Raw genomic sequence first — 22390 nt, forward strand, 5'->3', positions numbered from 1 at the left:
CTGGGGCGGGCAGGCTACATCCAAGCGTAGCCTGCCTTGCCGCCTCGCCAGCAGTCATCGCGCCCTCAGGAGACCAGCGGATTAGGCTTGTTCGGGTCGATGCCATACTTCTCGATGGCATCCGCGACGACCTTGCGGTCGATCTCGCCACGCTCGGCCAACGCCTTGAGCGCCGCCACGGTGACGAAGTAGCGGTCGACTTCGAAGAAGTAGCGCAGCTTCTCGCGGGTATCCGAACGGCCGTAACCGTCGGTGCCGAGTACGTGATAGTCGCTGGGCACCCAGGCCCGCACCTGATCGGCATAAAGCTTCATGTAATCGGTAGCGGCGATGACCGGACCCTTGCGACCTTCCAGGCACTGCGTCACATGCGCCTTGGCTGGCTCGTCCTGCGGCTTGAGGAATGCCTGGCGATCGAGTCCGAGCGCCTCGCGCCGCAACTCGTTGAAGCTGGTCACGCTCCAGATATCGGAGCCGATACCGTACTCCTCCTTGAGCATCGCGGCAGCGGCCTCGACCTCGCGCAGGATGGTGCCCGAACCCAGCAGTTGCACATGGCCCTTGCCTCGCTTGCCCTTCTCTTCGCGCAGCAGATACATGCCCTTGATGATGTCGTCCTCGACCCCCTCCGGCATTTCCGGGTGTGGGTAGTTCTCGTTCATCACGGTCAGGTAGTAGAAGCAGTTTTCCTTGTCCTGATACATCCGCTTCAGGCCGTCCTGGACGATGACCGCCAACTCATGCGCATAGGCCGGATCGTAGCTACGGCAGTTGGGGATGGTCGACGCCTGGATATGGCTGTGACCGTCCTGGTGCTGCAGGCCTTCGCCGTTGAGCGGCGTGCGCCCCGCGGTACCGCCGACCATGAAGCCACGCGCCTGCATGTCGCCGGCCAGCCAGGCCAGGTCGCCGATACGCTGGAAGCCGAACATCGAGTAGTAGATGTAGAACGGCAGCAACGGCAGGTGATGGTTGGCATACGAGGTCGCCGCGGCGATCCACGCCGACATGGCCCCGGCTTCGGTGATGCCTTCCTCGAGGATCTGGCCCTGCTTGTCCTCGCGGTAGAACATGATCTGGCCGGAATCCATCGGCTCGTACTTCTGGCCTTCGGAGGTATAGATGCCGAGCTGGCGGAACATGCCCTCCATGCCGAAGGTGCGCGCCTCGTCGGGAATGATCGGCACGACCTGCTTGCCGAAGGTCTTGTTCTTGACCAGGCCATTGAGAATGCGCACGAAAGCCATGGTGGTCGAGATTTCGCGATCGCCCGAGCCCTTGGTCTGACTGGCGAACATCTTGTCGTCGAGGCCGGGAATCTTGATGGCCTCGAAATCGCTCTTGCGTGCCGGCAGGTAACCGCCGAGCTGCTCGCGACGCATGTGCAGGTACTTGATCTCGGGGCTGTCGTCGGCCGGCTTGAAATACGGCATGTCGCCGCTGTCGAGCTGCTCGTCGGTCACCGGGATGCCGAAGCGATCGCGGAATACCTTGAGCGCCTCGGTATCCATCGACTTGATCTGGTGCGCTTCCATGTCGGCTTCGCCGGAACCGCCGCCCATGCCATAGCCCTTGACGGTATGCGCGAGGATCACCGTGGGGCGGCCGTTGGCATTATTGAACGCCTCGTGGTAGGCCGCATAGACCTTGTAGGGATCGTGGCCGCCACGGTTGAGCTTCCAGACGTCCTCGTCGGACATGTCCTTGACCATCGCTTCGGTTTCCGGGTACTTGCCGAAGAAATGCTCGCGCGTGTAGGCGCCGCCGTTGGCCTTGCAGTTCTGGTACTCGCCATCGACGGTCTCGTCCATGAGCTTCTGCAGCACGCCCTTGGTGTCCTGCTCGAACAGCGGATCCCAGAAACGCCCCCAGACCACCTTGAGCACGTTCCAGCCGGCGCCACGGAACACCCCTTCGAGCTCATCCATGATCCGCGAGTTGCCGCGTACCGGGCCGTCGAGACGCTGCAGGTTGCAATTGACGACGAAGATCAGGTTGTCGAGCTTCTCGCGGCTGGCCAGGTGCAGCGCGCCCAGCGATTCCGGCTCGTCGCACTCGCCATCGCCGAGGAAGGCCCAGACCTTGCGGTCGTGCATCGGCTGCAGCTCACGCGCATCGAGGTACTTCATGACGTGGGCTTGATAGATCGCGGTGATCGGACCCAGGCCCATGGAAACCGTCGGGAACTGCCAGTAATCCGGCATCAACCAGGGGTGCGGGTAAGACGAAAGACCGTTGCCATCGACTTCCTGGCGGAAGTTGTCCATCTGCTCTTCGGTCAACCGGCCTTCGAGGAAGGAGCGCGCGTAAATGCCCGGGGCCACATGGCCCTGGATATACAGCAGATCGCCCTTGAAATCACCATCGGCGGCGCGGAAGAAGTGGTTGAAGCCGACCTCGTAGAGGGTCGCACTCGACATGTAGCTGGCCAGGTGGCCGCCGAGGCCCTTGTGCTTCTTGTTGGCACGAATGACCTGCGCGGCCATGTTCCAACGAATCAGCGAACGGATGCGCCGCTCCATGAACAGATCGCCGGGCATGCGCGCTTCGCGATGCACCGGGATGCTGTTGCGATGGGGTGTCGTCACCGAGAAGGGCACCTGCATGCCATCGCGACGGAACCGGTCGGCCAGTCGGCTCATCAGGTACTGGGCGCGCTCTTCGCCCTCACGATCCAACACCGATTCCAAGGATTCCAACCATTCCGTGGTTTCGGTCGGATCGAGATCTTCTCTTGCCTCCAGACTCATAGACGTCTCTCCGGGTGAAGATATTGTGTCAGTCTGCCCTCCACCTCGGGCGGAGGGGCATGTGGCGCTCTTCAGTGCGGGCGCGACCTTCTATGGGTCGTGTCTCCGAAAACAACCAGGTAATTTCTTTACAAACAGTCGCTCGATACGCAGCGATTCTGGCCACGAAGATACCGTAAACGCTGCCCGCTGCCAATCGGACCATACGTGAAAATTATTTCCACAACAGTTGTCGCGGCGCAGCATCAACGCCCTCCACGGTATCGGGCACGCCAATTGGCCAAGGCGGCGGCCTGTTGTAGTTCAACTACACGATCATCGATATCACGCGGGTTTTTCCGCAAGCAGGCATTGACGAAGATAGGCCCAGTCGAAGGCCGGTCCCGGGTCGCTCTTGCGCAGCGGCGCGATGCGGGCATGACTGGTGATGCGCTCCTGAGTCAGTGCCGGATAAGCCGCCATTAACGCATGAATGGCCTTGGCCAGCGTACGATATTGGCGGTCCTCGTAGGGGTGAATTTCGTCCCCCTCCAACTCGATGCCGATGCTGAAGTCGTTGAGCTCGACACGCTCACGCCGGCCATCGAACCAGCGCGAGCGTCCGGCATGCCAGGCGCGCCCTTCAAAGGGCACGAACTGCACCGCCTCGCCGTCGCGACGAATCAATAAATGCGCACAAACCCGCAAACCGCTAAGGCTAGCGAAGTAGGGATGCGCGGCGGGGTCGAGGGTGTTGGTGAACAGACGCTCGATGGCATCGCCATCGAAACGGCCCGGCGGCAGGCTGATGCTGTGTAGTACCAGCGCCGAAATCTCGTCATCGGGACGGGCGTTCGCATTGGTCGACGGCACCCGCCTGGCGCCTTCCAGCCAGCCCTCTTTCACTTGCATGCCACAGCCTCCCTGCCGAATCCTGCCGGTATTCTCTATAATGAGCGCATTGTCGCACATACCGGAGCCAGGACCGCATGCACTATTACGAAGCCCTCGCCGAAGACATTCGCACCAGCGCCGCGCGCCTGCTGGCCGAGGACGTTGGCCCCGGCGACATCACCGCGCAACTGATTCCCGAGCGTCAATGGGCTACCGCGCAGGTGATTAGCCGGGAAGACGCCGTATTGTGCGGCGTGGCCTGGGTCGATGAACTGTTCCGCCGCCTCGATGCCCGGGTCAACCTGACCTGGCATGCCGCCGATGGCAATGCGCTGAGCGCCGGCGAGGTGTTCCTCGAACTGGAAGGTCCGGCACGCAGCCTGCTCACCGGCGAGCGCGCCGCGCTCAATCTGTTGCAGACGCTATCCGGCACCGCCACCCGCGCGCGCCACTACGCCGAGCGGGTCGCCGACACCGGCGTACGCCTGCTGGACACGCGCAAGACCCTGCCGGGCATGCGCCTGGCGCAGAAATACGCGGTCACCTGTGGCGGCTGCCACAATCATCGCATCGGCCTGTACGACGCCTTCCTGATCAAGGAAAACCATATTGCCGCCTGCGGTGGCATCGCGGCAGCGGTCAAGGAAGCGCGCAAGATCGCCCGCGACCTGCCGGTGGAAGTGGAGGTGGAAAATCTCGAGGAGTTGGCCCAGGCCCTCGAGGCCAAGGCCGATACCGTGATGCTCGACAATTTCTCGCTCGACGACCTGCGCGAAGCGGTGCGCATTACCGCCAAGCGAGCCACCCTCGAGGCGTCGGGCAATGTCAGTGAGACTACGCTCGAGACCATCGCCGCCACCGGCGTCGATTGCATCTCGATCGGTGCGTTGACCAAGGATGTACAAGCCATCGACCTGTCGATGCGCGTGACACACAGCGATTCACGCTAACGCGGATTGCCGACGCCCGTTCAGGGCGTCAGGCGCTTCTCCAGACGCTTTTCAAGACATACGCGCGCCAGGCGTTCACCCTGTCGTTCGACCCACTCGTCGCCGAGCCGCCGCCAACCGCGACTCTCGAGCCCCGCGGCCAGCATCAGGCTGGCTTCGATGCGCAGCGTGCCGACCCCCTGCTCGTGCATCGCCGTTTCGGCATAGTCGAGCAGCCGCAAACCGATACCTTGTCGGGCAAGCGATGGCCAGACGTAAAGCGTTTCGATGCGCTTGCCGCTGACATCGAGTTCGATGAAGCCCACGCAGCGTCCATCGCAGGCCGCCACCAAGGTCGGATAAAGTGCCTGGCGCGCCGCCCAGGCGCTGGCCTCGCGGGGCAATGCGCAGGCCCAGGCCTCGCGTTGCGCCAGGCTGTAATGGCCGGCGGCACCCTTCATCACCGCGTGATGAAACACTTCGGCCTGATCCGCGGCGTCGCGCGGCAGCGCGCCGCGGTAACACACGCGTTCAATCATCGGGAAAACGCACCGCATCGAAGCTGGCGGCGACGGGATGATCGCCCGTGATCATCCCGGAATCACGCGCCAACTGCACCGTATGGAAACCCGCCGCCGCCGCCGCGTCGAGTTCGGCGAGCGCATCCGATAGAAACAGGATCTCATGGCCGGCCAGCCCCAGGTGGGCGGCGATTCGCCGGTAGCTATCGGCCTCCTGCTTGGGACCGGTGGTGGTATCGAAGTAGCCGGCAAACAGCGGCGTCAGGTCACCGACATCGGAATGGCCGAACAGCAGTTTCTGCGCCTGTATCGAGCCGGATGAGTAAACGTAAAGTGCCAGCCCGGCTGCTTGCCAGGCCGCGAGATGCTGAACGACGTCGGAATAGACATGGCCGGTGAAGTCACCGCGCCGATAGCCGGTCTCCCAGATCATGCCCTGCAGCGCCTTGAGCGGCGTGGCCTTGCGGTCGGCATCGAGCCAGCCTTCGAGAATCGCGATCACGCGCTCGCGATCGGCTTCTGGCTCACCGGCCAATTCACGCACGGCTTCGAGTTGCTCGGCGAACGCCGGCTCATTGCCCCGTTGGCGCACGAAATCGCTCAGCCGCTCACGCGCGTAGGGGAACAGCACCTCATGGACGAAGCCGATCGAGCCGGTGGTACCTTCGATATCGGTGACGATGGCGCGAATCATGCGGCGCGGCTCCCGTGCAGCGCCTCGAAGCGCGGAAAGCGCGACGCAATCGGGCTGCCGGTCATGTTCGCCACCCAGCCTTCGGTATTGGTGAACAGACGAATGGCGGTGAAATCCGGCGCGGGCCCCATGTCGAACCAATGCGGGGTACCCGCCGGCACCGACATCAAGTCGCCCGTGGCACAGCCGATCACGTAGACCCGCGTGCCCAGGTGCAGGTAAAAGATGCCCTCGCCACGCACGAAGAAGCGCACTTCGTCCTCACTGTGGCGATGCTCGTCGAGAAACTTTCGGCGCAGGACTTCGCGGTCGGGATGATCCGGCGTCAGACCGATGACATCGGCGGTGGCAAAGCCCGATTCGGCCTTGAGACGCGCCACATCGTCGGCGTAGGCAGCCAGCACCGCGTCCTGATCGGCATCGGTATCGAGCGCCGCCGGCGTCGCCCAACGCTCGAAGCGCACGCCGTGGGCGCTTAATTCGGCGGCAATGCGCTCGCCATCGTGGGTCGACAGGAGCGGCTGCTCGCCGTCCGCTTCGTGGTAGACGTGTAGAAAGCTCATGACAGGCCCCTCCTCAACTCCAGCTCACAATCGAACAGAAAATCCAGCGCCTCGACATGCCGCAGGCAGGCATTCATGTCGCGCGCCCAGGTATACAGCCCATGACCGCGGATCAGGTAAGCGCAGCAGGCCTGCTCGTCAAGCCGCTGGCGCACCGCGTCGGCGAGTGCCGCGATGTCCTGGGTGTTGTCGAAGATCGGCACCGCCACCCGCGCGTCGTGGCTGGCCACTCCCTCCAGTGCCTTCTGCAACTCATAACCGCTCAACCACAGCGTATCGCTCCGTTCGACCCGCGAAAGCAGCGTCGCCGACTTCGAATGCGTATGCAAAACGGCCCCGGCCAGCGACAGGTCCTCGTAGAGTTGACCGTGCAGACGCGCCTCGTCGGACGGTTTCAGCGAGCTGCCCAGTGGGCGGGTCGCGAAATCGGTGACCATGATATCGGCAACGCTCAGGCGCCCCTTGTGGCGACCCGATGCGGTCACCGCCATATGGCTGCCATCGAGGCGTACCGAGAAGTTACCGCCGGTCGCCGGCACCTGCCCGGCGGCGTAAAGCTGTCGCCCGGCCTCGACGATGGCCTGCTGGGCGCGGGCCAGTTGTTCCAGATCGATCAACCTAAAATGCCTCGCCTCGATTAACGATTCGACTCGTGAAAACCCCAGTGCAGCCTACACATGTCAGCCAGACGAAGGCCAGCCTCGCTCCTGGCCGCCAAGCTCGGCATAATGCCGCCATGAGCGAGCACACACCAGCCCCGCCGTCAGCCACCGATTTCACGCTCAGCGCCGTGGGCCGCATCGTCAGCGACTACCCCGACAAGTTCGGCGTGCCTCGTCAGCCCGGGCTGGCGCCGGCCGGGCGCGCGGTGCTGCATCTATTGCCGCCGTTCGATGATCCGCACGCGGTACGCGGTCTCGACCGGGTCAGCCACCTGTGGCTGACCTTCATCTTTCATCGTAGCCCCGAACGCTGGACCGCGCTGGTGCGCCCACCCCGCCTGGGGGGCAACGCCCGGCTCGGCGTGTTCGCCACCCGCAGCACGCACCGCCCCAATCGTCTGGGGCTGTCGCTGGTCGAGTTGGAGAGAATCGAAACCAACGGCGGGGTACGTCTGCATCTACGCGGTCACGATCTCATCGACGGCACGCCGGTGCTGGATATCAAACCCTATTTGCCCTGGGCCGAGGCACGCCCCGATGCCCGCGCCGGTTTCGCACCCGAGGCGCCACCGCGTTATGCGGTTCGCTTCGCCTCGCAAGCCAGGGCGGTGCTGGCGCAACGCAGCGATGGCGACTCGCTACGCGAACTGATCGAGCAGGTCGTGGCACAGGATCCCCGCCCGGCGTATCGACAGGGAGCGCAGGCGCGTATTTATGGCGTGGCGCTGCGCGATGTGGATGTGCGCTTTCGTGCAGAGAAGAGCGAAAATAGCGAGGTAACCATGCGAGTCATCGAGCTGGTAGCCATCGCCTAGAAGACGAGGTCACCACCACGTTAACTAAACGGTATTGGAAGACGCGAGGCTTCAGGCGCTTGTAGCTAAACCGAAGCGAGTCGCATAGTGCAGTTTTGTCATTGAGACAGCTCTCTCCAGCGACGCACAATACCCAACTCGATATCGAAAAGATCCAGTATACGACCAAGACTGTGATTCACGATATCATCCAGGATTTCAGGCTTGGCGTAAAAGGCGGGTACGGGTGGCGCAATAATGGCGCCGACTTCAGATAGCGCCGTCATGTTACGCAGATGATTGGTGTGCAATGGCGTCTCACGCACCATTAGTACCAGTCGGCGGCGCTCTTTCAAGACGACATCTGCCGCCCTGGCCAGCAGCGAGGAAGTCGTGCCGACGGCAATTTCCGACATTGAGCAGATCGAACAGGGCGCGATGACCATTCCCATGGTCCTGAAGGAGCCGCTGGATATGGCAGCGCCGATGTCCCTGTTCGAGTGACAAGTGCTCGCCAGCGATTTGACGTACTCCAGTTTGTACTGGGTTTCATGTGCCAATGTCACCACAGCTGAATCAGTGATCACCAAATGGGTCTCAATTGGCGTGTCCTGAAGCAATTCGAGCAGCCGGATGCCATAGATCACACCTGAAGCTCCGGAAATACCTACCACGAGCCGCTGTGATTTATCCGATTTTACTACATTCATTTTCATCTCTTCTGGGGGTCATCGCGCCTGGAGAAAAACGTTAGCACCCTTGTAGAACTCGATCGCCTCGATCGTGGCCAGCATGTTCTTGCTGATGCTTTCGACAAACAGGCGCGCTGCCGGACTCAGTGGACAGCGGTGCGAATGGACGCAAGCTACATGACGGCTGATACCGGGCGACTCGAGTGAATGTACATGCAGCACACCGGCCTTGAGGCCATCATGGATAGCGATTGCCGGTAGAATAGAAACCCAGTCACTGTGCCGCACGAACTCCTCGATGGCCAAGAGATCATCAATTTCGAGCCGCGGCTTCAGGGAAAGTCCGCAGGCCGCGAAGGCTTGATCAATCAGGGTACGTAAACCGTGACGCCGGGATGGCAGCACGAGCTTCATCCGCTGCAGATCCTGAAATCTGACATTCGCGATTTCATCCGATAGCCGGCTGGGCCCCCCAGTGACGACAAAAAGCGATTCATCGGCCACGCCAGTGCTGGCGAGTGAATCCAGCTGCCGATTCTGGTTGATAACTGCTAAATCCAGAGTGCCACTCAGGACACTGTCGATCAGATCCTGGGTGTAGCCTGTCGTCACATAGATCTCCACCTCGGGATGGTTTTGAGTAAAGAACTGCAGCACATCCGGCAGCGCCGTCGTTGTGGCAGAAGCGATCAAGCCAACCGATACCCGGCCGGTAATCTCTCCGGCGAGATTGATCATGCCGTGGCGGGCTTCGAGAAGCTTGCTCAGCAAGGGCTGAAAGGTTCTGTAAGCCTGGTTGCCGGCATCGGTTGGCTTCATGCCCTTTGGAGTACGCTCGAACAGCACTTGGCCGAACTCTTCCTCGAGTTTGGCGATCTGAGCGCTCAGGGCCGGCTGCACGATATTCAGACGCTGCGCCGCACGGGTCACCGAGCCCTCCTCATACAAGCAGATAAAATATTTCAGCTGTCTGAGTTCCATTACGCCCCCTGGCCTGGCTCTTACCTGGCAGTCTTCATGGTTATCAGCGGCGGTTCGGTCTGTGACCTGCCAGCGATCGCCAGGCCGAGCAAATAGGAATCATGTGATCAATGCATTACCGAGCCGCCGTCCACCACCAGAGTCTCACCGGTCATGAAAGCGCTGTCATCAGAGGCGAGGAACAAGAGTGGAGTGATAAGGTCCTCGGGCAATTGGTCACGTTTGATTGCCCGGCTGGCAATTACAGGCGCGGTCAGCCGATCGCGTAGTTCCGCATTTTCGATCACACCCTCACTAAGTACCAGACCGGGCGCCAACGTATTGACACAGATACCGTGGTCACCGAGCTCACGAGCCAGCGCGCGCGTCAAGGTCAAGATGGCCCCTTTGGATGTGACATAGTGAAGAAGGTTAGGCGTGCCCTTGAAGGGCGTGCCAGAGGAGATATTGACGATGCGTCCGTAGCCGTTGCGCTTCATATATGGAACGACTGCCTTGGCACAAACGAAAGGGCCACGCACGTTGACCGCCATCACCTTGTCCCACTCCGCGACGTCTATTTCTTCGAAGGGTTTCAAGTTCAGCGAGGCATAGATAGCTGCGTTGTTGATCAGCACGTCGATACGGCCGAAGCGCTGGGTGACGGCAGTCGCCATCGCCGCCGCAGAGGTTTCATCGGCGACATCGGTCTTGATAGCGATGGCCTTGCCACCTTTCGCCTCGATCTCACGCACGACGCTCGTCCCATCCAGGATGTCGGCAATAACGATATCGGCCCCCTCCTCGGCCAGTGCCTTAGCATAAGTCGCGCCTATCCCCTGGGCAGCGCCTGTGATAATCACAACTTTGTCTTTCATTCGGCTCATAACAATATCTCTTGGGTAATGCCCGGGTAGCATGCCCGGGGCAGGTCTCAGCTAATTAGGGCCTAATCGGAAATGAGCCACGTTGCCAGGCCAGGCTGCCAAGCGATCAACACCATGATCAATATGGTCGACAGCAGGAAGGGCATCAATGGCCGGAGAATCTGACCGGGGCTGCAGCCAGTAACGCGGGAGGCGACAAAGAGGGCCGCGCCGACAGGAGGGGTGAAAAGACCCAAGGTCAGATTGATACACATAAGGACCCCCAGGTGGTAGGGGTTTATGCCGTAGACGCTCTCAGCCACGGGTAGCAGTATTGGCACCAGCAGAATCAAAGCTGCAATCCCGTCAATAACCATGCCCACTACCAGCAGCAGAGCCATCAGCAGCAGCAAGTAGACAAACGGATCCGACGTCATGCTCAGCATCAACTCGCTGAGTTGCTGCGGTATCATCTCGTAGACGATAACCCAGCCAAATACGGCAGCAGCAGCGACCATGGCCAGAACCACGCCGGTATTGATACCGACCCGTAGCAGCATTCCTCCCATGCGCTCGAATTTCATCTCTTTATGCCAGAACCGGCCCACGCCGGCCGCCATTGCCGCACCCACAGCGGCGGATTCGGTAGGCGTGGTGAAGCCGCCGAGGATACCGCCGATCATCACTACCGGTACGCTGAGCGACGGCATGCCAGCCAGGATATTTTTCAGCTTCTGCGCGCGGCTGAGATGCTCGCTGGCAGGATACTGATACCGCAGGCCGAGCAGTGCGATGAGGACAATGAAGCTGGCGGCCATCAACAGACCCGGGACGATACCGGCCAGAAAGAGATCGCCGATGGAAATCTGAGCCAACACCCCGAAGATGATGAACAACATGGACGGCGGGATCACCGGCGCAAGTAGGGCACCGGCTGCGGTAGTCGCTGTCGCGAAGCCACGGTCGTAGCCTTGCCTGTCCATCTCGGGCACCATTACCTGCCCCATCACGGCAACCTGGGCGTTCGCGGAGCCGACGATTGATGCCATCATCATGTTAGCGATGATGTTAATGTAGGCAAGCCCGCCACGGACCGCTCCGAGAAAGACTGATGCGAAAGCGACCAGGCGCCGGGTAATACCGCCCTCGTTCATCAGCTCCCCCACCAGCATAAACAATGGAATCGCCAGCAGGCCATAATTCTCCAGCCCGCCAAAGAACTGCTGAGGGTAGGAAAGAAAGAGCACGCTGTTGTCGCTCAGATAGATGTAAATCATTGCGGTGATCGCGAGCACGAGCGCGATCGGCAGACCTATGAAAAGCAATACAATAAAGCTGATGGCAACCATGGGCTCAACCTCCGGATTCGATGCTTTCATGACCTAGTGGCTTGGTCATGGGAACTGCCAGTGTCTGCAGGAGATTCGCCAAGGCGTGAATACTGCTGGTCAAAGCCGTAAGCGGAAGAATCGACCAAAACCATACTTTGGGGATCCCAAGAGTCGCGGTAGGGGCGCCATAGATGAAGTTGAAGGACTTCGAAGAGAACTGCTCAATATCGAAACCGGTGCTGATCAACAAAATAGGGTCAAACCACAGGTAGCAAAGCACAAAAAGGGCCACCGTGAACACAAGGACAAGAAGATCGCTGATACACCGAAGAGCCTTCTTTGCAGCCAGGGGCACGGCATCCTGTAGTAGCGTGACCGAGACAGCGTCACGGGACTTCAGGGTTAATGAAAGGCCTATCATGGCGAGCCAGACCATAGACAGTACGGCCAGTTCATCGAGCCAGAAGATCGGCGCTCCTAGGGCACGGCCAGCGACGTTGGTCAGGACCATTACCGGAAGAGCTAGTACCAATGCCCGCAGCACGCCCCGCTCGCACCGGTTCACCACATCGCTCAAAGCTTGGATTGAATGGATCATAGAGCCCCCTTGGAATTATTCGGTGTGGGCAGCCGGGCCGGCGGGCGTATGAGCCTGCCCCCATGGAGAACTCAGCTATTCTAGCTTGTCGGCTTCGCGGCGTAGGTCTGCCAAAACCGAGCTCTTCTTAAGCCAGATATCCTCCCACTGCTTCAGTTTCCCCTCAAAGAATTCGGGGCCGGCCTCGATCACATTGATCTCGGTCTTCTGGATCTTCGCTAGCATCCGGGCTTCGATCTCAGTGTACTGGTCAAACAATCTGTTCAGGTGCTTTTTCGCCACCTCCGCGATTAGGGCACGGTCCTCCTCGCTCAGTTGAGCCCAGAGACGGCCCGAGATTAGTCCGACGACCGGGAACATCATATGTCGTGAATACAGTAGCGTTTCTCCGCGTTCGTAGAGCTTCAGTTTCCAGACCAATTCCAAATCCGCATCTATTCCGTCAACCTGCCCATTGGCTAACGCGTCGTAGACAGCAGGCAATGGCATGGGTGTTGGAGCAGCTCCGAGTACCTGATAGAAGTCCTGTACTGGTGCAAACGGAGTGACCCTTATTTTCCGGCCGTTAAGCGAGTCCACATTATCCACAGGAAACGCCGTAAGCATTAATCGCATTGCAGCGATGCCATAGCCCAAGCCCACGGTGCCAGTTTCCCTTGGCAGCCTGTTGAGTAGGCTCTGTGCAGTCGGACCGCTTAGCAGCTCGCCGGCCTGCTCGACATTCGTCACAAGATACGGGGCGAACAGAGCGCCAAAATCGGTGATGCGGTTAGTAAGTTCGGCCGCAGTCAGAAAGGCCATGTCCAAGGCACCAGTCTGCAGTTGCTGCATCATCTGTGCCTCGCTGCCGAGTTGGCCTGCTGGGAAGATCGATACGCTGAACTTGCCATCGGAGCGTTCTTCCAACTCCTCTCCCATAGACGTTGCGGCGATTGACCATGCGTGGGAACCCGGCACAATAAGACCAAGCCGAAGTTCTTTCGCGCTTGCTATTGAGCTAAAGGCAACTGTAGCAGCAAGCAATGTACCGATGATTCTTGTTCTTAACTTCATCGCGATTTCCTCTTTCAATCAGTTAGGACGTTATTATTCTTCAGCCAATTTTTTTGTTTCTCTTTCTCCCCGTGGTGGCCATGGGTCACGTGCGCCTTTTCCTCTGTAGAAATTCTCATATCGCTTGCGATCTTCTTCGCGCATGCCCTCATGCTTGGCGCCATTAAACATGGTTCGCCAAAACCCGTGTTCCAAGTCACTTGTACCAAATATCGCATCACATATAGGAAAAGTAAGATTGAAGTTCCGTTGCTGCATGAGGCCCGGATGGTGATGGATAACATGCATCCTTCTGACCGTGTTGACCAGCGGAATATTATCAAGAAATCTACTGTTTTCCACATGAGATAGTGTATGGAGTCCTTCATACATAAGATAATATCCAGCCATAAATATAACCGCGATATATGCTGCGTTGGCTGACCACACGGCTCCCAGTACCAGCGCTATCGGAACAACGCTTAGCACGAACATCACTGGAGCGAATGGTGGGAACAATAGCGCTCTCCAATCCTTCTGGTCCTGAAAAGATAAGTCGTCATGGGTAAAGAATCTATGATGAGAATTTACATGACGCTGGTAAACCATTCGTAGCCCCTTAATGGGACGGTGAAGAATATAGCGGTGAGCCGCCCACTCAATATAGTTTCCAAAAAGGAACATCGGAATAATTAGCATCCACTCCCAGGCAGTAGGGGATTGTAACTGGCCCCAACAGTAGTAAATGGTGCCAATCGTGAATATGAGAGTGAACCCGAGATGCAATTCACCGCGGTACCAGCCCGGGGTAGAATCGCGGTATTCCTGACGATATGTCTTTTGTTTTTCTAACATTGACCTCTCTCCTTCGCGGCGTAATTAAAACCTCCCAGGCAGGACAATCTGCCCGAGAGAGGCTACTTAACCAGCCCACAATTCTGATAAAAATGTTTCACTTCAGTAAAATCATTCAACGCATCATAACCGTGCAAGCGTCCGATGCCACTTTGCCGGTAGCCGCCCGTCTCGGCTTCGGCAAACAGCTTATTGTGGTCGTTGAGCCAGACGGTACCGTTAGCCAAGGCCCGAGCAACACGCAGCCCACGGGCCCCCTGCTCGGTCCACACACTGGCGGAAAGCCCGAATCGCGTATTGTTCGCCTTGGCGATCGCTTCGGCTTCGGATGTGAAGCTCTCCAGAATCAGCAGCGGACCAAATATTTCTTCCTGGCAGAAAAAAGCGTTGTCATCGCCGTGAGCAATAAGGCCAGGCATCAGGTAGGCACCTTCTGCCAATCTCCCCCTGGGTATCTGGCCTCGCAGCACCACCTCATCGCTAAGTTCGTAGGCTTCGGCCATCTGCTGTGCCACCCGGTCGCGAGCCTGCCAGTCAATCAACGGTCCCATCTGACTGGACGGATTCAACCCAGGACCAACCTCCAACTGATCCAGCGCCTGGCCCAGCAGATACTTCATCTCCTTGAACCGGCTCTCATGCACCAGCACCCGACGCGCAGCCGTGCACTGCTGACCGGAAATAATGGTCGCAGCGACGGCTAGTCTCGGCGCGATGCTGGCCGTGTCAGCATCCTCGAACACCAAAGCGCAGGACTTCCCACCAAGCTCCAGCGACAATTTTTTCATCGTCGGTGCGGCATTCGCCATGATCTGCTGTCCCGTGGCGGTCGAGCCAGTGAAGCACAGCACCTCCACTTCGGGGGTGGCGACCAGATACTGCGCCCCAGAGTGGCCGGTTTCGGCAAACAGATTGATGACCCCTTTCGGCAACTCCGTGATGTTCGCCAGCGGGGCAAGCAACGCCGCAGTGATCAGCGGCGTCTGCGGTGCCGGCTTGACGACAACCGTGCAACCGACCGCAAGTGCAGGGGCGATCGCCCGTGCCAGCAGAGTCGCGGGGGCATTCCAGGGGATGATCAAAGCCGCCACTCCTGCGGGCTCGCGCAGCATGGTCGAAAATTCACCGGGCGCGATTTCCAGCACATGTCCAGGGTTGTGCCGGGCAAGCCCTGCGTAATATCGAATCTCCGAAACCGTCGCTATCAACTCGCCACGGGATTGGGCGATTACCTTACCGTTCTCCCGAGTCAGTAGTTCAGCGAGCTCCTCGCTATTGGCTTCCAGGCGACTAGCCCACTGCAGCAGTACTTGCTGTCGCAAGCGTGGATTCTGCGACCATTTCGGCGCCTGAAAGGCACGCCTGGCCGCATTGACCGCCGCTCTGGCTTCGCGTTCACCACCATCAGCAAAGCGACCGATACGCTCACCGTTCGAAGGATCCACACTCTCGGCCCATTGGTCGTCGACCGATGGATACCATTCGCCACCGATCAGATGCAGCGCTTCAATACCGTTACTCATGAAGATACTCCTTTGCCTGTTCAGCACCGATCCGTTCGCGCCAATTACTCGCCGAGCTATCAATGACCCCAGCGAGATCCAGCTCGGTTTCGCCCGGCACGCGGATTCTCAGAAACTTGAACGGCGGTGCACTGAGCGGCACCGTGGCATCGAACCCCAGCTTGGCACCCACCCCATCCCGGGTGGAGGGATCGAGCTTGGAACCTTGGGACTCACTGACCAGCAGCAGGTCTCGGTCGGCCTGAAAGCGGGTAGCAAGAGCCCACTCGACTTCGGCCGGGTCGTGAACATCGACATCACAATCGACCACAGTGACGTGCTTGACGTCGTAATGGCCGGCCAGCGCCCCGAGAATAATGTTCTTGGCCTCCCCTTCCGAACGTTTGTCGATCTGCACATAGAGGTGGTAACGGCAAACGCCGCCTTTCGAGAGATGCACGTCGCGCACGCTGGGGAAGCTGCGCTTGAGATGTGCCAGTAAAGTGGCTTCGCGGGGTATACCTCCCAGCAGCAGATGCTCCAGGCCACCACCGACGATAGTGTGATATAGGGGATTCCTTCGATGCGTCACGGCATCCACTTCGATGACGTGACGTTCCGCTCGCTCACCATAGTACTGTGGAAACTCGCCAAAAGGCCCTTCCAGCTCGCGAATCCGGCACAGCAAGCGACCTTCGATCACGATTTCCGCCTGCGCCGGAACCCTCACCTGATTGGTGATACAACGCACCACATCCAGCGGCTGGCTATGCAGCGCTCCGGCAATTTCCAGTTCGTCATGATCAATTGGCACGATGGCTTGTGATGCCAGCAGGGTCAGAGGATCTGCCCCGATCACAATGGCAACCTCAAGATCATCGCCCTCGGCTTCTGCTCGCTGGTAAAAAGACAATGCATGGCGTGGCAACAACAACGCCCCCAAACGATTCTGGCCCGTTACCTGCAGTCTATGAATCGACACATTCTGAACGCCAGTGACCGGGTTCCTGATGATCATCAGCCCCGCAGTGATATAAGGGCCGCTGTCATGCTCGTTATGGGTCGGTATTGGCAACAACGCCCCCAGATCCAGCTCATCGGTATGAACGACTTCCTGGCAAGCAGCTTCGGATGTCTCGTTCCAAGGCAATGGGTTCAGGGATGCCTCCAGATACCGGCTCAGCACTTGTGATGGGGCGACGCCCATCGCCTCGGCCATCCATGCCCGATCTGACAGCAAACCGGAAACAACGGATACCGGATGCCCCCCCGGCTCGATGAAGAGCGACGCTGCGGTTCCATCCAACCGGTTGGCGACTGCGGCAACTCCAAACTTCAGGTCCACGCCGGGCCGAATGACGCTCAGGCGATGCTGTCGTTGCAAGTGATCGAGCCACTCGCGCAAGTTCTTACCCAAGGGGTATCTACGGTCCGGCCTGGGTACACCGGGGGGCGAATATCGGGACAGAACCTTTTGCATAGGCAGCACCTCTGAATCGCTGTTCTTGTTACTGTCCCGGCTCAAGATCTGCTTCATAAGACCAAGCGCCAACCATAGGTCACGGGGCAATATCTGTTAATCTGAAAGATAATTATTTGGCACTACCAAGAACGTAAAATAACCATCCAAAAGTTTCCATTAATAAATAATGATACCTGCTATCAGCAACCGCTATATAAAATTATTTTATGAAATGCCCATTGAAGTTAAAAGCAAAAAATAATTAAGAAAAGTTTAGCCAGCAAGCGGAAAACTCATACGCGCTCTTCACTAACGACTATACAAAACAATTTCATTGTCGACCTTATCGCTGAATATCATTATTACCCTTGGAGTCCAGGAATTTACCTTTGCGTCTGATCCCCTTCTATATGATTTGCATGAAAATTCCGCAGTCTTATTCAATTAGTTTCTTATCTAGATCACCAGAACATCAGCGAATCAATAAAAAAGCGACTCATATCGAGTCGCCCATCATGCTCGCAGTGCTGAGATACCAAAGCCTGCCTCAATAAATATTGAGCATCACGAGAATGCTCCTCAATGCACGTAACTATCGGTCACCCTCTGATACTGACTGGGCGAAGCGCCGATATGCCGGCGGAAGAAGCGCGTAAAGTGCCCTTGTTCGGAGAAACCCAACGTTTCCGATAGATTGCCCAACGTACCGGCCCGATTATCCGACAGCCAGTCGAAAGCCGACTGCATCTTGCCGATATTGGCCAGCATCTGCGGTGTCATGCCGGTGTTTTTCTTGAACAGCGTGAAGAAGTGCGCCCGGGACAGACCACACTGCCTCGCGATGATCTCCAGATCCAATTCGCCCTGGGGGTGGTTCAGGATAAAGTCACTGGCCTTGCGTATACGGGCATCGTAGAAGTCGCTCGCCAGCCCGACCCGCAGCTTGGTCAGATGACGCCATTCGGAGTGTTTTTCGGTAATCCCGATCAACAACTCGAAAAGCAATTCCTCGACCTTTTCCTGCGGCACCGTGCCGAATGTCAGCATGGCCGAGATCAGCAGGTCGGCATTGTGACGCATCTTCGGTGTCAGTTCGATACATGGATGCGAGAAGAAGTCGGGACGGCCACTCAGCACTAGACTGTGCTGCAGGGCAGCAAGCCAACGCGGCTCGATATACAACGCCAGAATCAGGGTATCGGCGGCACCGCTCTGATGATCGTAGAAATGCGGTTCCCACGCATTCACCAGAACCGCCGTTTTATCGGTCAGCGGTTGTTGGCGGTTGCGTACCGAGAAGAAGGTATCTTCCCCAGATACTTTGAGTAGTACATGGCACTCGGAATGCGCGTGAAGCACCAGCGACTCATCCATGTCCAACAATGCAACGCGCCCGAATCCTCCATGAAAGATACGGTAGGCACTCGACATAGCGTCCTCTGTTGCTCCCCCGTGGATAAGCCATGGAATATAGTTTCATCCTAGCAGGTCCGTGCTTGGCATCGGAGTACCTTACACTAAAGACGCAGCCTCTCATCCACCCCATTATTCGATTCTGTAGCACCTGCCTAGGGCGGGTCATCTCGGCATATCCTCGGGGCGATCGATATCACGCAGAACACCGGAATCAAGAGTCTCGATCTCGATACAGGCGGCTCGATGATCGCGCACCACGCCGCGTGCGCCCGTGTCGCCTTCAAGGCAGCATAAACGAGGCCAGAATTGACGCCCAAAGACCACGGGGTGCCCACCCTGCCCCTGGAAGACAGGGCGCACGATCAACCCCGCATGCGCCTGGGCGCACAAGGCGCGAAAGATCGCACCTTGTACCCAGGGCATGTCTCCGTGCATTACCGCGACTGCCTCGGCATGACTGTCACGACTCAAGGCACGCAGGCCGGCTGCCAGGCTAGCGCCCATGCCCTGCTCCGCTTCAATGGCGGGAATAGTAGCGATATCCGCGGGTATCCCGAGCAATCGGCGGTCGTCGTCGTGTCTCAGCACGACTCTGATATCGGTGAAGTGAGGGCGCAGCGTTTCGAGCGTGGCCGCCAGCAGCGGCCCCCTGCTCGGCAGGCAGGTACGACGCTTGTCACTGCCGAAGCGCCGTGCCCGCCCGGCCGCCAACACCAGGGCCACGACAGATTCACAAGGCATCGCGTGAGCACCCGTTGTGAACTCGCATGACGTCGGCCACTACCGCCAAGGCGATCTCAGCGGGGGTCTTGCTGCCCAAATCGAGGCCGATCGGCATCCTGATCCGCGCGATATCCTCGTCACCCAGTCCGCCCGAGCGTATCAACCGCGTCGCGCGAGCGTCCGAGGTTCTGCGCGAGCCCATCACGCCAATATAAAAAGCCGGCGTACGTATCGCTTCGATCATTGCCAAGTCGTCGATCCGTGGGTCGTGGGTGAGCGCCACCACTGCGGTAGCGGCGTGGCAGACGCCGGAGGCGATGAACAGCGACGGCAACAACGGCTGAACCTCGACATCCTCGATAGCGAAGTCCGCGCAGGCCTGCTCACGCGGATCGCAGACGATCACCTCGTAGCCCAGTGTACGAGCGAACCCGGCACAAGCCTCGGCTACCGGAGAGATGCCCGCCAGAATCAACCGTAACACCGGGCCGATGCGAATCCACGCGACGCCGGGGGCCGTTGCGACACGCGGCCCCTGAGAGGCCTCATCGGATGCCAGACTATAACGCCCGGCGTCGAGTTCGACCCGCCGAATCAGCTTCTTCTGGCCCAGCAGTGCGCCATGCAAGGCTTCCAGATGATGACACCAGTCTCCGTCGGCCTCACGCCGCTCTATGAGTATTTCGAGCACGCCCCCACAAGGCAGCGCGAAACGCCGGCTTTCCTCGCGGCTCTCCCCATAGCGCTGAATCGCCGCCGGCCGGGTAAAGGCGCCGTCGCGAAGCCGCGCAATGAAGTCTTCCTCGACGCAACCACCCGACAATGAGCCGACATACTGACCATCGCCCCGCGCAACCAACAGCGAGCCCGGCGCTCGGGGTGACGACCCATAGGTCGCCAGCACCGTACACAGCCAGATCGTTCGGCCTTCCCGCGCCCATTCGAGCGCCTGGGCCATGACCCGCAGATCGAGATCACGCATGACACACTACCTCTGGCCTGCCTCGGATCTTCCACCCCGGAGAAGAGCGTTGCAGCTGTTTAACGTTCCGCTTCCAGCGTATTTTCCGGCTCCGGCTGCATGGCTTTTTCACCCAACAGCAGCGATACCACGATACCGAACACCAATGCCCAGAACGGCGAACTGATATTGAATATCGTCAGATTGCTCATTGCCACGACGAGTGCGACGAAGGCGCCGATCTGATAGCCGAACTGCTTGGAAAACGCCTGCTGAAAGGCAGCCAGCAGAACGCCGATCATCGCCAGCCCCGCCACGCTGGCAATCAATGCTCCGGGTAGCGCGAGAATCAACGGCACCACGATACCGGCAAACAAGCCGAAGGTGCAGAATAGAACCCCATTCACGAGTGTCGCGCCGTAGCGCTGCCGCTTGTCTTCCCCGGCTTGCTCCGATGAGCAGATGGCGGTCATCGGGCCGGCGATATTCGCATTATGGCCACCCAGAAAACCCGCAACCATTCCGCCAATGCCGCTGATGATGGTCATCCTGTCGACCGGGGGGCGATAGCCCTCCGCCAGCAGAACACCCGTCGCCTGGGCATTCTCCGCACCGATCACCAACGCCGTCAGCGGTATGGTAATCACCAGGAAAGCATTCAACGTAAAACTGGGCGCTGTCAGCTGGGGGGCAATGAAGGCAATGTCAACCTCGGCAGGTTGAATCGCACCAATCAGTAAAGCCGCGATCAAGCCTGCCAGTGCGGCGGCCAGCACTGGCGGCACCGAAGCCATAAGGCGAGAAGTGAGAAAGAAGGCCACTACTGCGACACCGGCGACCAGCGGTGCCGAGCCGACCGCCTCCACTGCACCGATACCGAAGCGAATCAGCGCTCCGGCGATCATCGCCATGATGATCGGCATCGGCAACCAACGCATGATGCGTCCGATCAACCCGCTCACACCGAGCAGCAACACGAGTGCGCCGCTCATGATGAATGCGCCGACGGCTTCGTTGAAAGGGATGGTAACCAGCGCGACACTCATGATCGCCGCGCCGGGAATCGTCCAGGCTCCGGTGATCGGCTGGCGATAGCGCAGGGCCAGAATCAGACTGATCAGGCCACCCACAAAATAGACCGCAAATAGCCAGGCCGCCGTCTGGGCACCACTGAGATTGCCCGCTTCCGCCGCGCTGATAATGATCAACGCGGGGCCCGAGCAACCGAAAATTGCCGCGACCACCCCGGCGGTAACGGTTTTTATGGTAAACGCCTGGGACAACCCATTGAGCGAGAACCGGGACATGGGTCGATCTAGCGAGCCATTGTCTTTGTTGGTTTGCATATCGTACCTCCCAACTTGCTATTGTTCGTTGTGATGGGTTTTTCGAATCAATTGCCGCAAAAGTCGGCCTTGCGCTTGGCGTGAAAGGCCTCGACACCCTCGCGGAAATCGTTGGAGCCACGCAGACGGCTGTAACAATGCCCTTCCATCTCGATGGCCACCGACAGCGGAGCGTCTTCGTTGTCGTTGATCAGCCGCTTGGCGGTACGCTGCGCAAGCGGCGAGAAGCGCCGCAACTCGTCCACCAGCGCCTGGGTGGCGCTTTCCAGTTCGTCGTCGGCGACGCATTCGGTGGCGATTCCCCAGTCGAGCGCCTGGGCACCGCTGATGCGCTTGGCACGCATCACCATGTGCTTGGTACGGGCGATACCGATGATCTTCTGTAGACGCGCCGAGCCACCGGAACCCGGAATCTGGCCCAGGTTCTGCTCGGGTAGCGCGTAGCGCGTGGTCTCGGAGGCAATGCGAAAATCGCAGGCCAGCGACAGCTCGAAGCCGACGCCGAAGGTATAGCCACGATTGGCGACGATCACCGGCTTGGTACAGCGCGCCGGGGCGGCGACGTTATCGGCGAGTTTCGATACATGCTCGGGCGAGGCTTCGAGAAAGCCCTTGATGTCTCCGCCACTGGAGAAGTGCTCGCCCTCGGAGCGCAGTACGATCACGCGTACATCCGGATGCGCGTCGAGCGCCTCGAAGACTTGCCTCAACTGATCACGCTGGGCCATCGAGATCACATTCAGCGGTGGGCGGTTCAAGACGATGTCGGCGCGCTCGCCGGCACTGTCGACGCGCACGGCGAAGCCATCGAAATCGGACGTCAGAAAATCCTGCGCTGTGCTGCTGTTCATGGCGATAGT

22 protein-coding genes are annotated in these 22390 nt (G+C 59.0%); 2 read left to right on the top strand and 20 right to left on the bottom strand.

Going from position 1 to position 22390, the window contains the following annotated elements:
• Positions 1–65: 65 nt before the first annotated feature.
• Positions 66–2750, bottom strand: a complete 2685-nt coding sequence (aceE, locus tag BLR92_RS08135; RefSeq protein ID WP_089727368.1) for a pyruvate dehydrogenase (acetyl-transferring), homodimeric type — start codon at positions 2748–2750, stop codon at positions 66–68.
• Between the two features lie 324 nt (positions 2751–3074).
• Positions 3075–3641, bottom strand: coding sequence for a 1,6-anhydro-N-acetylmuramyl-L-alanine amidase AmpD (gene ampD / locus BLR92_RS08140; protein ID WP_089727370.1), 567 nt, complete (start codon positions 3639–3641; stop codon positions 3075–3077).
• Between the two features lie 77 nt (positions 3642–3718).
• On the opposite strand from ampD, the gene nadC reads away from it, so the two are divergent.
• Entirely contained in the window at positions 3719–4573 is an 855-nt protein-coding gene (gene nadC, locus BLR92_RS08145) for a carboxylating nicotinate-nucleotide diphosphorylase (RefSeq protein WP_089727372.1), read from the top strand.
• A 20-nt stretch (positions 4574–4593) separates the two neighbouring features.
• Here the strand turns inward: nadC and BLR92_RS08150 are convergent, their stop codons facing one another.
• From BLR92_RS08150 to BLR92_RS08165, 4 genes are read right to left on the bottom strand one after another with little or no spacing between them, the layout of a single operon-like run.
• Positions 4594–5091 (bottom strand): GNAT family N-acetyltransferase, encoded by a 498-nt coding sequence (locus tag BLR92_RS08150; RefSeq protein WP_089727375.1) that lies wholly within the window; start codon positions 5089–5091, stop codon positions 4594–4596.
• Positions 5084–5767 (bottom strand): acireductone synthase, encoded by a 684-nt coding sequence (gene mtnC / locus BLR92_RS08155; protein ID WP_089727377.1) that lies wholly within the window; start codon positions 5765–5767, stop codon positions 5084–5086. The genes BLR92_RS08150 and mtnC overlap by 8 nt, the downstream gene beginning before the upstream one ends.
• Positions 5764–6330 (bottom strand): 1,2-dihydroxy-3-keto-5-methylthiopentene dioxygenase, encoded by a 567-nt coding sequence (locus tag BLR92_RS08160; RefSeq protein ID WP_089727378.1) that lies wholly within the window; start codon positions 6328–6330, stop codon positions 5764–5766. Before BLR92_RS08160 ends, mtnC begins: the two co-directional genes overlap by 4 nt.
• Positions 6327–6947: a methylthioribulose 1-phosphate dehydratase gene (locus tag BLR92_RS08165; RefSeq protein WP_089727380.1), complete on the bottom strand. Its 621-nt coding sequence runs from the start codon at positions 6945–6947 to the stop codon at positions 6327–6329. The genes BLR92_RS08160 and BLR92_RS08165 overlap by 4 nt, the downstream gene beginning before the upstream one ends.
• 119 nt (positions 6948–7066) lie before the next feature.
• Here BLR92_RS08165 and tsaA point away from each other — a divergent pair, with 119 nt between their 5' ends.
• A complete protein-coding gene (tsaA, locus tag BLR92_RS08170; RefSeq protein ID WP_089727521.1) occupies positions 7067–7807 on the top strand; it encodes a tRNA (N6-threonylcarbamoyladenosine(37)-N6)-methyltransferase TrmO in 741 nt (246 codons plus the stop codon).
• Between the two features lie 98 nt (positions 7808–7905).
• On the opposite strand, the gene BLR92_RS08175 is transcribed toward tsaA, so the two are convergent.
• The 14 genes from BLR92_RS08175 to BLR92_RS08240 form a co-directional block, all read right to left on the bottom strand.
• A complete protein-coding gene (locus tag BLR92_RS08175) occupies positions 7906–8496 on the bottom strand; it encodes a UbiX family flavin prenyltransferase (RefSeq protein WP_089727382.1) in 591 nt (196 codons plus the stop codon).
• Between the two features lie 18 nt (positions 8497–8514).
• Entirely contained in the window at positions 8515–9459 is a 945-nt protein-coding gene (locus tag BLR92_RS08180; RefSeq protein ID WP_089727383.1) for a LysR family transcriptional regulator, read from the bottom strand.
• 107 nt (positions 9460–9566) lie between these two features.
• On the bottom strand, positions 9567–10325 hold the full coding sequence (locus BLR92_RS08185) for an SDR family NAD(P)-dependent oxidoreductase (protein WP_089727385.1): 759 nt from the start codon (positions 10323–10325) through the stop codon (positions 9567–9569).
• A gap of 62 nt (positions 10326–10387) precedes the next feature.
• Entirely contained in the window at positions 10388–11653 is a 1266-nt protein-coding gene (locus BLR92_RS08190) for a TRAP transporter large permease (RefSeq protein WP_089727387.1), read from the bottom strand.
• A 4-nt stretch (positions 11654–11657) separates the two neighbouring features.
• Positions 11658–12233, bottom strand: coding sequence for a TRAP transporter small permease (locus BLR92_RS08195; protein ID WP_089727388.1), 576 nt, complete (start codon positions 12231–12233; stop codon positions 11658–11660).
• Between the two features lie 75 nt (positions 12234–12308).
• Positions 12309–13286 carry a TRAP transporter substrate-binding protein gene (locus tag BLR92_RS08200; RefSeq protein WP_089727390.1) on the bottom strand — a complete coding sequence of 326 codons (978 nt, stop codon included), beginning with the start codon at positions 13284–13286 and terminating at the stop codon, positions 12309–12311.
• A 33-nt stretch (positions 13287–13319) separates the two neighbouring features.
• A complete protein-coding gene (locus BLR92_RS08205; RefSeq protein ID WP_089727392.1) occupies positions 13320–14120 on the bottom strand; it encodes a sterol desaturase family protein in 801 nt (266 codons plus the stop codon).
• A gap of 62 nt (positions 14121–14182) precedes the next feature.
• Entirely contained in the window at positions 14183–15643 is a 1461-nt protein-coding gene (locus BLR92_RS08210) for an aldehyde dehydrogenase family protein (RefSeq protein ID WP_089727394.1), read from the bottom strand.
• Positions 15636–17159, bottom strand: a complete 1524-nt coding sequence (locus tag BLR92_RS08215) for a UbiD family decarboxylase (RefSeq protein WP_217636553.1) — start codon at positions 17157–17159, stop codon at positions 15636–15638. The genes BLR92_RS08210 and BLR92_RS08215 overlap by 8 nt, the downstream gene beginning before the upstream one ends.
• A gap of 504 nt (positions 17160–17663) precedes the next feature.
• The gene (locus tag BLR92_RS08220; RefSeq protein WP_089727398.1) at positions 17664–18515 is read right to left on the bottom strand and encodes a helix-turn-helix transcriptional regulator; all 852 of its coding nucleotides are present in this window, start codon (positions 18513–18515) and stop codon (positions 17664–17666) included.
• A gap of 147 nt (positions 18516–18662) precedes the next feature.
• Positions 18663–19241 carry a nucleotidyltransferase family protein gene (locus BLR92_RS08225; RefSeq protein WP_089727400.1) on the bottom strand — a complete coding sequence of 193 codons (579 nt, stop codon included), beginning with the start codon at positions 19239–19241 and terminating at the stop codon, positions 18663–18665.
• On the bottom strand, positions 19231–20205 hold the full coding sequence (locus tag BLR92_RS08230; RefSeq protein WP_089727402.1) for an XdhC family protein: 975 nt from the start codon (positions 20203–20205) through the stop codon (positions 19231–19233). The genes BLR92_RS08225 and BLR92_RS08230 overlap by 11 nt, the downstream gene beginning before the upstream one ends.
• A gap of 59 nt (positions 20206–20264) precedes the next feature.
• The gene (locus BLR92_RS08235) at positions 20265–21530 is read right to left on the bottom strand and encodes a benzoate/H(+) symporter BenE family transporter (RefSeq protein ID WP_089727404.1); all 1266 of its coding nucleotides are present in this window, start codon (positions 21528–21530) and stop codon (positions 20265–20267) included.
• 47 nt (positions 21531–21577) lie between these two features.
• Positions 21578–22381, bottom strand: coding sequence for an enoyl-CoA hydratase/isomerase family protein (locus BLR92_RS08240; protein ID WP_089727406.1), 804 nt, complete (start codon positions 22379–22381; stop codon positions 21578–21580).
• Positions 22382–22390 lie beyond the last annotated feature (9 nt).

This window comes from Modicisalibacter muralis (genome assembly GCF_900102945.1).
Lineage (GTDB): Bacteria > Pseudomonadota > Gammaproteobacteria > Pseudomonadales > Halomonadaceae > Modicisalibacter > Modicisalibacter muralis.

Excerpts from the sequence above, each read along its gene's own strand:
- BLR92_RS08190 (WP_089727387.1), bottom strand. The coding sequence starts at position 11,653 with ATGGTTGCCATCAGCTTTATTGTATTGCTTTTCATAGGTCTGCCGATC.
- BLR92_RS08210 (WP_089727394.1), bottom strand. The coding sequence starts at position 15,643 with ATGAGTAACGGTATTGAAGCGCTGCATCTGATCGGTGGCGAATGGTAT.
- BLR92_RS08200 (WP_089727390.1), bottom strand. The coding sequence starts at position 13,286 with ATGAAGTTAAGAACAAGAATCATCGGTACATTGCTTGCTGCTACAGTT.
- BLR92_RS08205 (WP_089727392.1), bottom strand. The coding sequence starts at position 14,120 with ATGTTAGAAAAACAAAAGACATATCGTCAGGAATACCGCGATTCTACC.
- mtnC (WP_089727377.1), bottom strand. The coding sequence starts at position 5,767 with ATGATTCGCGCCATCGTCACCGATATCGAAGGTACCACCGGCTCGATC.
- BLR92_RS08160 (WP_089727378.1), bottom strand. The coding sequence starts at position 6,330 with ATGAGCTTTCTACACGTCTACCACGAAGCGGACGGCGAGCAGCCGCTC.
- BLR92_RS08230 (WP_089727402.1), bottom strand. The coding sequence starts at position 20,205 with ATGCGTGATCTCGATCTGCGGGTCATGGCCCAGGCGCTCGAATGGGCG.
- BLR92_RS08225 (WP_089727400.1), bottom strand. The coding sequence starts at position 19,241 with ATGCCTTGTGAATCTGTCGTGGCCCTGGTGTTGGCGGCCGGGCGGGCA.
- BLR92_RS08215 (WP_217636553.1), bottom strand. The coding sequence starts at position 17,159 with ATGAAGCAGATCTTGAGCCGGGACAGTAACAAGAACAGCGATTCAGAG.
- nadC (WP_089727372.1), top strand. The coding sequence starts at position 3,719 with ATGCACTATTACGAAGCCCTCGCCGAAGACATTCGCACCAGCGCCGCG.
- BLR92_RS08150 (WP_089727375.1), bottom strand. The coding sequence starts at position 5,091 with ATGATTGAACGCGTGTGTTACCGCGGCGCGCTGCCGCGCGACGCCGCG.
- BLR92_RS08175 (WP_089727382.1), bottom strand. The coding sequence starts at position 8,496 with ATGAATGTAGTAAAATCGGATAAATCACAGCGGCTCGTGGTAGGTATT.
- ampD (WP_089727370.1), bottom strand. The coding sequence starts at position 3,641 with ATGCAAGTGAAAGAGGGCTGGCTGGAAGGCGCCAGGCGGGTGCCGTCG.
- BLR92_RS08240 (WP_089727406.1), bottom strand. The coding sequence starts at position 22,381 with ATGAACAGCAGCACAGCGCAGGATTTTCTGACGTCCGATTTCGATGGC.
- BLR92_RS08235 (WP_089727404.1), bottom strand. The coding sequence starts at position 21,530 with ATGCAAACCAACAAAGACAATGGCTCGCTAGATCGACCCATGTCCCGG.
- BLR92_RS08185 (WP_089727385.1), bottom strand. The coding sequence starts at position 10,325 with ATGAGCCGAATGAAAGACAAAGTTGTGATTATCACAGGCGCTGCCCAG.
- BLR92_RS08220 (WP_089727398.1), bottom strand. The coding sequence starts at position 18,515 with ATGTCGAGTGCCTACCGTATCTTTCATGGAGGATTCGGGCGCGTTGCA.
- BLR92_RS08180 (WP_089727383.1), bottom strand. The coding sequence starts at position 9,459 with ATGGAACTCAGACAGCTGAAATATTTTATCTGCTTGTATGAGGAGGGC.
- BLR92_RS08195 (WP_089727388.1), bottom strand. The coding sequence starts at position 12,233 with ATGATCCATTCAATCCAAGCTTTGAGCGATGTGGTGAACCGGTGCGAG.
- aceE (WP_089727368.1), bottom strand. The coding sequence starts at position 2,750 with ATGAGTCTGGAGGCAAGAGAAGATCTCGATCCGACCGAAACCACGGAA.
- tsaA (WP_089727521.1), top strand. The coding sequence starts at position 7,067 with ATGAGCGAGCACACACCAGCCCCGCCGTCAGCCACCGATTTCACGCTC.